Below are 13,182 nucleotides of genomic sequence, written 5' to 3'. Positions count from 1 at the left end.
CGGGCCCGGTCCACGCCCGCCGATGTGGCGATCTGCGGGCTGCGTGAGCGACGGCCGCCGATACGATGATCGGCATGGATCCGAGGCCGCTGACACCGCGGGAACGCGCCGTGCTGGACGCACTGCTCGACTCCACCGACGGCACTCTCCGGTCGCAGGCCGCTGGTGTGCGGGTGGTCGGCACGTGCGGGTGCGGCTGCCCGTCCATCGACTTCGAGCCCGGCTACGGTCTGGGCATGACGGTCCGTGCCGACGCCGTCGTCCGCGGCACCCCTGCCGGCCTGTTCCTCTACTCCGTGAAGGACCAGCGGCGGGGCGAAGTGCTCGGCGGCATCGAGTGGGACAGCGTCGAGGACACCGACCCGCCCGAGTTCCCCTCCCCCGACCTGCTCGACATCCCGCCGAGGCGATGACCGCAAGAAGCACGATCCACCGGTGAAGCTGACCGCCGACGAACTGCGCCGGCTGTTTCACGCCCTCGTCATCGAACCCGTCCGACGCGTCGCCGACGTCATTGCCTGGTCCATCTTCCGACGTCGGCATCAAGCCGGCGCCATGACCAACCACTACGACCGACGATCTCTCATAGAACCCGGAAACGGATCTTCCGCCGGGGTGTCAAGGGGCGACGACCATCGATACTGAGGCGGGGTCACCTCATCGGGTTTCCGGGCTCTCGGTCGCCCATACCGGCTGCAGGCCGTCATCAGCGGCGTAGAACAAGTGCTGCCGGAGCTCAGGAACGGATTCCAGGGCATGCTGAAGCTTGCACAGACGACCTGATGTCGCTGCCAGGAACGGCTGGGTAGTGAGCATGCTCTTCAGATCCACGACCCGCCAATCCGCACCCAGCATCTTCCGGGCGCGCATCAGCAGCGCAACTCCATCGACCGGAATCTCGTCTATGTAGACGTCGGCGATTGTCGGCAAGTCCGGCTCTGGATCGGGCGGCAGGGCGAAACCGGAACGCTGCCACGCCTCGAACGCGGGAGCGACGATCTCAGGGTCAGCAGAGCCGAGACCACCCAAGTCGACCGAGAACACCGGGCCGCCGTCGCCGTCGCACCTGAGAAGATATCCCCGATCGCCTTCTTGGGCGATCATGAGATGACCCGGGAGCCACTCGCCGACTTCGTAGGTCGTGTTGCGTTCCAGCAGGGATTCCCGGCAGAACACGAGTAGTCCACCGTCGGCGGTGGCATCGACATCGTCGTCGACTACCGCCGACCACCGCTGATAGGCGGCATCCGTCCGGGAAACCAGCCGCTCGATCATCTCCAATGCCACCCCTCCTTCCTTGCCATTACACCCCTGGTGGCACGCGGCCACACCAGTCAGAACGGATGGCAGCCGATCTCCTTGCACACCCGAACGGATCTCCTAGCTGGGATATAGATAGGCAGTGGATCGACCGAGCTGCGTGCTTTCGCCCGTCCACCGAACGCTCGGTCGGCAGTCCCTCACCGGCATGTCCAGACACTGCCGGCTTCGGAGCAGGGATCGGCGGTCGAGACTTCTTCAGGCTGCCGTGCTGCTGGGCGATAGGTCGGGGCATGCGGATCGAGCTGTACCAGGCGGAGGCCGTCGACAGCGGGAAACCCCTGGTGGTGGCCGTGGACGACGAGGAACAGGTGCTGGAGGCGCTGCGCCTGCAGCTGGGGCGGGACTACCGGCTGCTGACCGCCACCGGCGGCGACCGGGCGCTGGCGCTGCTCGGTGAGCACGGCCCGGCGGCCGTGGTGGTCAGTGACATGCGGATGCCCGGGATGAACGGGATCGAGCTGCTGCGGCGGGTGCAGATGGAGCATCCGTCGACCACGCGGATCCTGCACACCGGGTACGGCGACGTGGCCACCGCGGTCGCCGCGATCAACTCCGGCGGCGTCTACCGTTACCTGGTCAAACCCGCGGACACCGAGACGTTGCGGGCGGCGATCCGTGACTCGGTACGCCAGAACGGCGAGGCCGTCGAGGATCTGCAGCGGCTCGACCGGACACTGCGCACCAGCGTGCGGGCCATGTTCGGGGTGCTGGAACTGTCGAACCCGTCGGCATATCAGCGGGCCGGGCGGATCAGCGCGCTCGTCGGCAAGCTGTGTGCCCAGCTGGAACTCGGCGGGCTGTGGGAGATCGAAGCGGCGGCGATGGCGTCGCAGCTGGGCGCGGTGGCGGTGCCGGCTGACGTGCTGTCACGGCTGGAACGGGGGCTGCCGCTGAGCGCGGAGGACCAGGCGGCTGTCGACGACATGCCGAAGATCGGGCTGCGGCTGCTCGGCGACATCCCGGAGCTGCGCGACGTACGGGAGATCCTGGACGGGCTGAGCGGCGGGCCGGGCGACCGGTCGGCGCTGGTACAGGACGCGATCGCGGTGATCCGTACGGCCATCGGGTTCGAGACGCTCGCCGGCCGGGGAGTCAGCGCCGCCGAGGCGATCCGTGCGTGCGAGGAGCGCGACGATCAGGCCCCGCACGTGCTCGGGGCGCTGCGACGGCTCAAGGGCGTCCGGGCGGCGTCGGACACGATCCGGACCGTACGGGTGGTCGAACTCGAGGTCGGCATGCGGCTCCTCGAAGACGTGGTGGCGGTGAACGGGCTGGTCCTGATCGGCCGGGACACCGTGGTCACCGAGTCGATGCTGGACCGGCTGATCACATTCTCCCGCGCCATCGAGCTCGTCGGATCGGTGCTGGCCGCCGTCCCCGACCGCCGGGCCCCGCTCAGGGCCGGCCGCTGAACCGCCTCGCCACGGACGGGCATTCGGCGGCGTGGGCCCGTCGTCGCGCCGGACGGGCGCCGGGTCACGACGCCGCGTGCCCGGTCGTCCGGGCGCTGACATCGGACCGCAGCAGCGCGAGAGCGGCCTCGTGGGCGGGTCCGGGCGCCGGGGTGTAGGTCAGTAGCCGCTGCCCGTCGTCGTCCGGCAGGTGAAGGGCCTCGTAGTCGAGGTCGAGGTCACCGACGACCGGATGGTGCAGGTACTTGACGCCGGCGCCGCACACCCGCACCGGGTGCTCGGCCCAGAACGCCGCGAACTCCGGGCTCTTCACCACCAGCTCGCCGACCAGGGCGGTGAGGGCCGGATCGTCGGCATGGCGCCCCGCCGTCACCCGCAGCGACGCCACGGCCCGGCCGGCCTCCTCGTCCCAGCGCCGGTACAGCTCGCGGGTGTGCGGGTCGAGGAACAGCATCCGGATCAGGTTGGGACGGTCGGCCGGCCGGCTCGGCGCCGCCCGGTCGCAGTGGCCGGCGAACAGCAGATGACCGAGCTCGTTCCAGGCCAGGACCTCGCTGTGGCGGCCGAGCACGAGCGCCGGCACGTCCCGCATCGCGGTGATCAGCCGCTCGATGCCGGGCCGCGCCGTGTCCGGCCGGGGTGGCCGCCGTCGTTTCGCCGGGCGGGGGCGGGCCAGCTCGTGCAGGTAGGCGCGCTCGTCGTCGGTCAGGGCCAGCGCCCGGGCGATGGCTTCGATCACCGACTCCGAGGCGTTGGTGCTCTGCCCCTGCTCCAGGCGGGTGTAATAGATCGGGCTGACGCCGGCCAGCCGGGCGAGCTCCTCACGCCGCAGGCCGGGGACGCGACGAGAACCGTACGAGATCAAGCCGATGTCCTCGGGCCGTAACCGGGCCCGCCGGGTCCGGAGGAAGTCCGCCAACTCGTTGCGCATTCCCCCATCCTGCCCGCGCTCCGCCGAAGTTGCCTGCCCCTGCTGGTACCACTCTGGCCAGGGGTATGCCTGCTGGTACCACTCTGGCCAGGGGTATGGTTGCGCCCGCCGCGGCGGTCCACGGTCATCGCATGACAACCACACCCACAGCGCCGGCCGCGGTCCGCGGCCGGGAGCGGCTCGTCCTCGCGGTGCTGCTGACCGCGAGTTTCACCCTGGCCGTCGACTTCTCCATCCTGAACGTGGCCCTGCCGGTGATCGGCGCCGAGGTCGGGTTCGCGTTGTCCGGCCTGCAGTGGATCGCCACCTCGTTCGCGTTGTGCGCGGCCGGTTTCACGCTGCTGTTCGGCCGGGTCGCCGACATCGCCGGGCGGCGCCGGGTGTTCCTCGCCGGAGTCGCGCTGCTCGGGGTGTCGTCGCTGGCCGGTGGACTGGCCGCGGATCCGGTGGTGCTGGTCGCGGCCCGGGTGGCGCAGGGGCTGGCGACGGCGGCGGTCACCCCGGCCGCGCTCGCGCTGCTGACCACCTCGTTCCCGGACGGGCCGCGGCGTGAGCGGGCGCTCGGCCTCAACGGCGCGCTGATGGCCGCCGGTTTCACCACCGGCGCGATCCTCGGTGGGCTCCTCACCGACCTGTTGACCTGGCGGTGGGCGTTCTTCGTCAACGTGGCGGTCGCGGTGGGGGTGCTGGCGGTGGCTCCGCTGGTGCTGGCGGAGAGCCGTCCGGCCCGGCGTCCCCGGCTGGACGTGCCGGGCGCGGTCACCGTCACGGCCGGCCTGCTCGCGGTGGTCTTCGGCCTCACCAGCGCCGGGGAGCACGCGTGGGCCGACTGGCGCGCCTGGGGCGGTCTGCTGGCCGGGGCGGTGCTGCTGGCGGCGTTCCTGCTGATCGAGAGCCGGGTCGCCGCGCCGCTGGTGCCGGTACGGATTCTGCGTCGGCGCACCGTGGCCTGGGGCAATCTGGCCGGTGTCCTCGCGTTCGCGACCGAGACCTCGCTCGTCTTCGTGCTCACTATCTACCTGCAGGAGGTCTTCGGTCTCTCGCCGCTGGCGGCGGGCCTGTCGTTCGCGGTCCTCGGGCTCGGCACCGTCCTCGGCGGTGTGCTCGGCCCGAGGTTGATCGCCCGGCTCGGTGATCCGGCGCGGGCCGTGGCGCTCGGCCTCACCGTCCAGGCGGCGGCGACCCTGCTGCTGATGCTGCTCGGCGCGTCGCGGGACGGGTTGCCGCTGTTGCTGATCGCCACGTTCGTCGGCGGCGTCGCCAACCTGGTCGCCATCGTCGGGTTCATGGTGACCGCCACGTCGGGGCTGCCCGACGGCGAGCAGGGGCTCGCCGCCGGTTTGGCGACCATGAGTCAGCAGATCGGCATCACCCTCGGCATCCCGGTGATGTCGGCGGTGCTCGGCGCCGCCGCCGGTGACGCGGCCACGCTGCGCACCGCGATCGCCGTCAACGCCGCGCTCTGCCTGATCACTGCCGTCGCGGTGTGGCTCACGCTGGTCCGGCCCGGGCGCGCCCGGGCGGTGGTCAGCGATCGGGTCGGCTGACCGCGCCGGTCGGGGCGGCCGGCGTGCGGTCCCGGTTCAGGAAGGAGCCGGCGGTCTCACGGTTCCTCCCGGCGGTCTCCTCCGGCCGGGCGGTCCGACCGGCCTGCGGACGGTGCGGCGGGCTCTCGCCCGGTGGTGAGGCGCCGCTGGAGGGTCTGCCCCTTGTGCAGGGTCTCGTCGTACTCGCTGGCGGCGTCGGAGTCGTAGACGATGCCGCCGCCCACGGAGAAGACGGCCCGGCCGCCGGTGAACGTCGCCGTCCGGATCGCGATGGAGAGGTCCATCGTGCCGTCGAACCCGAGGTAGCCGATGCTGCCGGTGTAGACGTGCCGCCGGACCGGCTCCAGCTCGTCGATGATCTCCATCGCCCGGATCTTCGGGCAGCCGGTGATGGAGCCGCCGGGGAAGGTGGCCCGGAGCAGGTCGACGGCGTCCGTCTCCGGGTCGAGTTCGCCCGTCACGGTGGACACGAGGTGATGGACGTTGCGGTAGCTCTCGAGGCGTTTGTGTTCGCGTACGCGTACCGATCCGGGACGGCACACCTTGCCGATGTCGTTGCGGAGCAGGTCGACGATCATCGACAGCTCGGCGTCCTCCTTGGCGCTCTCCCGCAGCTCGGTGCGGAGGGCCTCGTCCTCGGCCGGGGTCCGGCCCCGGGGCCGGGTGCCCTTGATCGGCCGCGTCTCGGCCGTGCCGTTGCGGAGCTCGAGGAAGCGCTCCGGAGAGGTCGAGACGATCTGGTGGTCGCCCGCGTTGACGTAGGCGAAGAAGGGCGCCGGGTTCTCCGCGAACATGGCGGCGAAGCAGTCGAACGGGTCACCCGTGAACGGCGTCTGGAAGCGTTGCGACATGTTCACCTGGTAGACGTCGCCCTCGACGATGTACTTGCGGATCGCTTCGACGGCCGCGAGGTATTCGTCCCGGGAGAACCCGGACACACAGCGACCTGCCGTCTCCGGCTCCCCCTGACGGGGCGAGGGCGGGTCGGCGAGCCCATGGGGCGCGGGAGGGGCGGCGAGCGCCTCCTTGAAACGGGCCACGTGCCGGTGCACCGGGACGTCGTCGCCGTCCACCCGCATCACCAGGAGTGTCGTGGCCGCGGAGACCCGGTCCTGGATCAGGATGACGGTCGGGGCGACGAGGTGCATCAACGGCAGCCCGAGGTCGTCGGCGCTGGTCGCGGGGAGCCGTTCCAGGCAGTCCTTCAGGTCGTACGCGAGATAGCCGAGCAGTCCGCTGGACAGCGGGAGCGGTGCGGCCGGCGCCGGCAGCGCGCAGTGGCGCAGCAGCCGCTGCAAGGTGGTGAACGGGTCGTCGTCCACCTCGATCCGCCGGTCCCCGTCGGTGATCGTGGTTTGGATAAGCCCTCCGCTGAGCGAGAGCCACGGGTGGACGGCGAGGATGTGGAACCGCGCGCAGTCGGCCGTTCCCCCGCTCATCAGGGCGACGGTGCCGGGCAGGTGCGCGAAGCGGCGCGCGACCTCGGCGAACGGCTCCGCCAGCGCGATGGGCTCGGCGTGCACCCCGGTCACCTTCCGCAGTGACGTCAGCGGGTCGGCGGTCACTTCAGCGCTCCTTTCAGCGGGCCGGCGCCCAGGAAGTTCTCGATCATCGTGAACCCGTGCTCGGTGAGGAAGCTCTCCGGGTGGAACTGGACGCCGAACAGCGGGTGGCGGACGTGCTGGACGCCCATCGGCACGCCGTCGGCGGAACGTGCGTTGACCCGGAGTTCGGCGCTGATGCCCGCCGTGGCGAGCGAGTGGTAGCGGGCCACGGTGACCGGTTCGGGAACGCCGGCGAACAGGCCCGACCCGTCGTGATGCACGGCGCTCGTCCTGCCGTGCATCGGCAGGGGCGCGGGCACCGTACGGCCGCCGAACGCCTCGTTGATGCACTGCATGCCCAGGCAGACGCCGAGGATCGGGACGGTGCCGTGGTGGCGGCGGACGAGTTCGGTGGAGATCCCGGCCTCGCGCGGGCTGCGGGGGCCGGGGCTCACCAGGACGTAGTCGGGCCGCCGGTGGGTGACGTCGTCCACGGTGATCTCGTCGGCGCGGACCACCTCGATCTCGAGGGGGTGGTTCCGGAACATCTGCACGAGGTTGAAGGTGAAGGAGTCGTAGTTGTCGATGACGAGGAGCGTGGGACGCATGTGGGTGATCCCTACAACGTGGTGAAGCCGCCGTCGACCGGCAGGTACGTGCCGGTCATGAAGCGGGACAGGTCACTGGCCAGGAAGATCACGGCGCCGGCCATGTCTTCGGGGAGCCCGTTGCGGCGCATCGGGCTGCCGGCCGCGATCGACTCCTTGACGTGGGGCGCCATCGGCATCGCCGCGTCGGTCAGGGTGAGCCCGGGCGCGACCGTGTTGGCCCGGATGCCGTGCGGGCCCAGTTCGGTGGCGACGGAGCGCACGAAGGCGTCGACCGCGGCCTTGGCGGTGCTCTGCGCGAGGAACCCCTCGTTGCTGCGCTTGGAGAGGGTGCTGGAGATCGCGATGATGCTGCCGGCGCGGCGCCTGATCATCTCCGGGGCGACGGCCTGGCACGGATGGAAGACGGCCTTGAGCTCGTCGGTGACCTTGCGGTCGAGGTCGGCCCACTCGTATTCGAGGAAGGGCCGGTGGCGGAAGTGCATGTGCGCGTTCGCCACCAGCACGTCGATGCGCTCGAAGCGATCGTGGACGGCCGTCACCATGGCGGCGACGTCCTCGGCGCGGGTCACGTCGGCCCCGAAGATCTCGGCGGTCCCACCGGCGGCTTCGATCATCTCCTTGGCGCTGCGGGCCTGTGCCTCGCTGTCCCGGTAGTTGATCGCCACCGTGGCTCCCTGCTCGGCGAGCAGCAGTGCGGTGGCCAGGCCGATGCCGCGGCTGCCGCCGGTGACCAGCACCACCTTGTCGTGGAGCAGCCCGGAGCCGGCCGGCGGCTTGGAGGTCCGCGCGGCGGGGGCCTGCCCGGCGCCGATCCCTTGGTCGATCATGGCGGCGAGGGAGTCCAGCCGGGGCGCGTCGAACAGCTGCGCGAGACCAAGCTCGACCCGGAACGTGTCCTTGATCCGGGCCAGGACGCGCATCGCGGCGAGCGAGTGGCCGCCGATCTCGAAGAAGTGCGTCCGGCGGCCGACCCGGGCGGCGGGCACGTTGACGACCAGTCCCCAGATGCCCGCGAGGGTGCGCTCGGTGGCGCTCACCGGAGGCTCGTACGCGTCACTCTGCTGCGCCTCGCCCCGCGCCTCGATCAGCGCGCGGCGGTTGAGTTTGCCGTTCGGCAGTTGCGGCATCGCGTCGAGCCGGACGAACGTGTCCGGAACCATGTACGCGGGGAGCCTGTTTTGCAGGAACGCGCGCAGCTCCGCCACCGGCACGGCGTGCTGGGACCCGCTGGTGTAGTAGGCGGTCAGCCGGTCGCCGTGCCCGACGACCGCGCGGGCCCGGATGCCCTCGACGTCGCCCATCACCTGCTCGACCTGGCGCACGTCGACGCGGAAACCCCGCACCTTCACCTGGAAGTCGTGCCGGCCGATGTAGTCGAGGGTGCCGTCCGGCAGGCGCCGGACGACGTCACCGGTGTTGTAGAGGCGGGTGCCCGGCGCGGGCCCGAACGGGTTGGGCCGGAAACGTTCGGCGGTCAGGTCGTCGAGACCGTGGTAGCCGTCGGGCAGCCCGACGGAGGCGACGTGCAGTTCCCCGGCGACACCGTCGGGCACGAGCCGGCCGTGACGGTCGAGCACGTACACCCGGGTGTTCCCGATCGGTGTGCCGATCGGGACGAAGTCGGCCCGCCCGTCGAAGTCCGCGGTGTCGTAGTAGGTGATGTCGTTGACCTCGGTGCAGCCGTAGTTGTTGAACAGGCGCGCGTCCGGGAACATCCGGCGGAAGGCGAGGACCACGTCCTTGGGCAGCGGCTCGCCGGCGGTGACGCAGACCTTCAGCGCGGGCAGCCGCCGGCCGCCGGCCCGTAGATGCTCCATGACACCCGCCAGGTGCGACGGCAGGATGTTGAGACGGCTGACGTGATGCTCGGCGAGCGCGCCGGTGAAGGCCGTCACGTCCCGGACGGTGTCGTCGTCGAGGAACACCTGGGGGCATCCGTGGAGCAGGCCGGCGAACAGCTCCTTGACCCCGACCGCGAAGACGAACGTGGTCTTCTGCGCGACCACCTCCCCGGGCTGGAACGGCAGGTTCGTCTCCAGGGAGCTCAGCCAGTTGTCCAGCTGGCGGTGCGGGATCCGCACCCCCTTGGGCCGGCCGGTGGACCCGGAGGTGTACATGATGTATGCGAGCGATTCGGGGCGTACCGGCACAGGGTCCGCCTCGCCGTCCCCGGCCTCGTCGAGTCGCAGGCACTTGGCGTCGTCGGTGCCGAGCCGGGCCTGGCGTTCGGCGTCACAGACGATGACGCCCGGCCGCGCGTCGTCGAGGATCTGCCGGGCGTAGGCGGCCGGGTAGGCCGGGTCGATCGGCACGTACGCGGCGCCCGCCTGCCAGACGCCGAGCAGGGTGGCGAGGAGATCGCCGCCGCGGGGCAGGCACACCGCGACGAGGTCCCCCGGCGCGACACCGCGTGCCGCCAGCGAGTGCGCCACCCGCCGGGCGCGCCGGTCGAGGTCGCGGTAGGTCCAGGCGCCGCGGGAGTCCCAGCACGCCACCGCCTCCGGAGCGCGTTCCACCTGCGCGGCGAAACGGTCGGGGAAGGAGCGGGCCGGAGGCGCCGTCACCACGCGATCGCCTCGCCCCACCAGAGCGGCCACGTCGGAGTCGCGCAGGAGCGGCACCTCCAGCAGGAGCCGGCCGGCGTCCCGGAACATGCCTTCGAGCACGTGCTGGTGATGGGCGAGCAGACGTTCGACAGCCGCCCGGTCGTACAGGTCGGCGGCGTACACCACGTCGACCTCGAGACCGTCCACGCCGTCGGAGTACGACATCTCGATCTCGCACCGTGCCGCGACGTGCTCGCGGCCGAGCAGTTCGAGGACCGCCTCGTCGGTTTCGCCGGGTCCCGGGAACGGCTCGAAGGTCACCTCGCCCGGCAGCACGGCGCCGAGTGCCGTACGCGGGAAGTTCTGTTGCCTCATCACGATGGGCACCAGCGGATTCGCGCTGCCACGGCGGGCCGCGTCGGTCGCCTGCAGGATCCGTTCGAACGGCGCCGGATGCTCGAACGCGTCGAGGACCTGCGCTCGTACGTTCTTCAGCAGTTCGGCGACGCTGCTCTGCTCGTCGAGGCGCATCCGCAACGGCAGGATGTTGACGAAGAATCCGATCAGCGGCTCGAACGCGACGTCCGAGCGATCGGAGGTCGTGGTGCCGATGCAGAGGTCGTCCTTGTCGGCGTAGCGGCCGACCGTCACGGCCAGTGCCGCGAGCAGGCACATGAACACCGTGCTGTCGTGCTCGCGCGCGAAACGCTCGAGGTCGCGGGCGAACTCGGGCGGATAGCGGTGCACGAGGGTTCCGCTGCGGGCGCCGGACTTCGCCTGCCGCGGGTACGTCGCCGGCAGTTCGAGGCTGTCCTCGTACCCGGCCAGGGTCTCCCGCCAGAATTCCAGGTCGGCGGACATGTCCGTGGTGCGCTGCCGGCGCGCGTAGTCGGCGTACTGGACCGTCAGCGGCGGCGCGGCGGGCTGCTCGCCCCGGCAGAACGCCGCGTACGCGCTCTGCAGTTCGGCGAGCAGGATCGCCTTGAGCGACCATGCGTCCGCGGCGATGTGGTGCACGTTCAGGAGCAGCAGGTGGTGGTCGCCGGACAACCGCAGGAGACGCGCGACGAGGACCGGCCCTCGGCGCAGGTCGAAGCGGTGTTCGAGGAACTCGTCCAGTTCCGCGAGCATCTCGGTGCGGTCGACGGTCCGGACCGGCAGGCTCACGTGCCGCGGCGGCGTGACGAACTGGCGCGGCTCTCCGTCCGCGGTCTCGTCGTAGGAGGTGCGCAGGATCTCGTGCCGGGCGGTGATGGCGCCGACGGCCCGCTCGAGGGCCGCCACGTCGAGGGCGCCGCGGACGTGCAGCAGGAGCGGCAGGTTGTAGCTGGTGTCCTCCGGACTGCGCCGGTGGTGGACCCACAGCCGTTCCTGGAACCACGACAACGGGCTACCCCCGCGAACACCCTCGAAAGTCATACATGCCCCCGCATAGCCATCGGTACTTACGCGGTTAAGCTACCGATCGCTCCGCCAATTCAGTGTCTTCAATCCACCAGCGAGAGAAAGCACACACAGCATCACGCCCGTCGATAAACCGGTTCAGCTATCAGATCCAGCCGTTGGCGCGGGCCCGGTGCGCGGCCTCGATCCGATTCCGGGTGCCGGTCTTGCCGATCGCCGCCGAGAGGTAGTTGCGGACGGTGCTCTCCGACAGGTGCAGCCGCACCGCGATGTCCGCGACCGTCGTGCCGTCCGCCGCCGCGGTCAGGGCATCACGTTCCCGGTCGGTGAGCGGGTTCGGGCCGGCGGACAGGGCCGCCGCCGCGAGCGCCGGATCGATCACCCGCTCCCCCGCGAGAACCCGTCGTACGGCTGCCGCCAACTGCTCGACCGGGCCGTCCTTGACGAGGAAACCGGCCGCACCGGCTTCCATCGCCTGCCGGAGGTAACCGGGCCGGCCGAAGGTGGTCACGATCAGAACCCGGCAGTCCGGCAGTTCGTCCCGCAGTCGCGCCGCGACGTCGAGCCCACTGCCGTCGGGCATCTCGATGTCGAGCAGAGCCACGTCCGGGCGCGTGCTCGCGGCGGCCCGGAGCGCTTCCGCGGCGGTGCCCGCCTCGGCGACCACCTCGATGTCCGGCTCCAGGTTCAGCAGCAGGGCCAGGGCGCCACGCATCATGCCCTGATCCTCGGCGAGCAGCAGCCTGATCATGCGATGGCCGCCGGGGGCAGGTGTGCGGTCAGCTCGGTCCCGCCGGTGGGGGACGCGCCGCATCGCAGCGTGCCACCGGCCTGTTCGACCCGCTCGGCGAGACCCCGCAGCCCGTTGCCGGGTGACAGCTCTCGCCCCACGCCGTCGTCGCGGACGGTCAGCGTCGCCCCGCCCCGGTCGGCGGTCACCGCGATGTCGCAGCGGGATGCGGCACTGTGCCGGAGGACGTTCGTCACCGCCTCCCGCAGAACCCAGCGGAACACGTCGTCGGCCACCCCGCCGAGTGCCGGCCCGGTCTCCGGCGCGGTGACCTCGACGCCGATGTCGGCCAGCACGGCCCGGGCGTTCTCCAGTTCCCGGGCGAAGCTGTGCGAACGGTAGCCGCTGACGGCCTCGCGCACCTCCGTGAGCGCGGTCCGGCCGATCCGCTCGATGTCCGCCGCCTCCCGCGCGGCGCGCCCGGGGTCGGCCGGGGCCACCCGCCGGGCCACCTCCGCCTTCACCACGATCAAGGACAGCGTGTGCCCGAGCAGGTCGTGCAGGTCCTTGGCGAACCGGAGACGTTCCCGTTCGACAGTGGTGCGGGCGAGCTCCCGCTGGGTGCGGCGCAGTTCCTCGACCAGCCGGACGAACCGTACGAAGGCGATGGTGGACACGCCGGCCAGCCCGGTGATCAGCGCGACCGGTGTGGTGTCGGCGGCCGGGACGGAACGTGCGACACCGATGGCGAGGACAGCGGCGACACTGGCGGCGACCCAGGCGAACCCGGCGGCCGGACGGTCCAGGCACAGCGCGCCGGCCGAGCAGACGAACAGCAGGAGGATCGTCCAACCGCCGGGCCCGGAGGCGTTGGCCGCGGCCAGCGCGACACCCACCAGCGCCAGGACGGCGAGCCCGGTGTGCTGCACGGCCGGGCGCATCGGCAACGGCACCACGGGCACCGCCACCAGCACCAGATAGAGCAGCACGAAGACCGCCAACCCGAGGGCCGCCACCGGCCGGTGCGTCACCGCGGCGGCCGTGGGCAGCAGGAACCCCAGCCACGCGGTGTGCGCGAGCAACAGGGTGAGACCGCGTCGTCGGCGGTGCCGGTCACCGGACATGATCGCCACC

11 protein-coding genes are annotated in these 13,182 nt (G+C 71.3%); 4 read left to right on the top strand and 7 right to left on the bottom strand.

The features are described from left to right. The first annotated feature begins 74 nt into the window (after window positions 1–74). Both Aut01nite_RS26300 and Aut01nite_RS26295 read left to right on the top strand, forming a co-directional pair. Window positions 75–413, top strand: a complete 339-nt coding sequence (locus Aut01nite_RS26300; RefSeq protein WP_043527316.1) for a hypothetical protein — start codon at window positions 75–77, stop codon at window positions 411–413. Between the two features lie 22 nt (window positions 414–435). Next, a complete protein-coding gene (locus Aut01nite_RS26295) occupies window positions 436–645 on the top strand; it encodes a hypothetical protein (protein WP_236642812.1) in 210 nt (69 codons plus the stop codon). Window positions 646–657: 12 nt separating this feature from the next. On the opposite strand, the gene Aut01nite_RS26290 is transcribed toward Aut01nite_RS26295, so the two are convergent. Beyond that, a complete protein-coding gene (locus Aut01nite_RS26290; protein WP_043527179.1) occupies window positions 658–1,287 on the bottom strand; it encodes a hypothetical protein in 630 nt (209 codons plus the stop codon). Between the two features lie 266 nt (window positions 1,288–1,553). Here Aut01nite_RS26290 and Aut01nite_RS26285 point away from each other — a divergent pair, with 266 nt between their 5' ends. Continuing rightward, a complete protein-coding gene (locus Aut01nite_RS26285; RefSeq protein WP_052163969.1) occupies window positions 1,554–2,735 on the top strand; it encodes a response regulator in 1,182 nt (393 codons plus the stop codon). A 64-nt stretch (window positions 2,736–2,799) separates the two neighbouring features. Here the strand turns inward: Aut01nite_RS26285 and Aut01nite_RS26280 are convergent, their stop codons facing one another. Beyond that, window positions 2,800–3,666: a helix-turn-helix transcriptional regulator gene (locus Aut01nite_RS26280; RefSeq protein WP_043527178.1), complete on the bottom strand. Its 867-nt coding sequence runs from the start codon at window positions 3,664–3,666 to the stop codon at window positions 2,800–2,802. A 131-nt stretch (window positions 3,667–3,797) separates the two neighbouring features. Between Aut01nite_RS26280 and Aut01nite_RS26275 the strand changes: the two genes are divergently transcribed. Further along, window positions 3,798–5,213: an MFS transporter gene (locus Aut01nite_RS26275; protein ID WP_052163968.1), complete on the top strand. Its 1,416-nt coding sequence runs from the start codon at window positions 3,798–3,800 to the stop codon at window positions 5,211–5,213. A gap of 56 nt (window positions 5,214–5,269) precedes the next feature. Here the strand turns inward: Aut01nite_RS26275 and pabB are convergent, their stop codons facing one another. The 5 genes from pabB to Aut01nite_RS26250 form a co-directional block, all read right to left on the bottom strand. Then, window positions 5,270–6,778 carry an aminodeoxychorismate synthase component I gene (pabB, locus tag Aut01nite_RS26270; RefSeq protein ID WP_083999280.1) on the bottom strand — a complete coding sequence of 503 codons (1,509 nt, stop codon included), beginning with the start codon at window positions 6,776–6,778 and terminating at the stop codon, window positions 5,270–5,272. Beyond that, window positions 6,775–7,365 (bottom strand): anthranilate synthase component II, encoded by a 591-nt coding sequence (locus Aut01nite_RS26265; protein ID WP_043527175.1) that lies wholly within the window; start codon window positions 7,363–7,365, stop codon window positions 6,775–6,777. The genes pabB and Aut01nite_RS26265 overlap by 4 nt, the downstream gene beginning before the upstream one ends. A gap of 11 nt (window positions 7,366–7,376) precedes the next feature. Next, window positions 7,377–11,300 (bottom strand): hybrid non-ribosomal peptide synthetase/SDR family oxidoreductase, encoded by a 3,924-nt coding sequence (locus tag Aut01nite_RS26260; protein WP_043527173.1) that lies wholly within the window; start codon window positions 11,298–11,300, stop codon window positions 7,377–7,379. A gap of 163 nt (window positions 11,301–11,463) precedes the next feature. Further along, window positions 11,464–12,069 carry a response regulator transcription factor gene (locus Aut01nite_RS26255; protein WP_043527172.1) on the bottom strand — a complete coding sequence of 202 codons (606 nt, stop codon included), beginning with the start codon at window positions 12,067–12,069 and terminating at the stop codon, window positions 11,464–11,466. Further along, on the bottom strand, window positions 12,066–13,172 hold the full coding sequence (locus Aut01nite_RS26250; protein ID WP_152628825.1) for a sensor histidine kinase: 1,107 nt from the start codon (window positions 13,170–13,172) through the stop codon (window positions 12,066–12,068). Before Aut01nite_RS26250 ends, Aut01nite_RS26255 begins: the two co-directional genes overlap by 4 nt. Window positions 13,173–13,182 lie beyond the last annotated feature (10 nt).

The sequence above is a fragment of the Actinoplanes utahensis genome, assembly GCF_016862455.1.
Lineage (GTDB): Bacteria > Actinomycetota > Actinomycetes > Mycobacteriales > Micromonosporaceae > Actinoplanes > Actinoplanes utahensis.
Note: the sequence above shows the minus strand (reverse complement) of the source record. Positions and strands in the feature narration are given on the sequence as shown.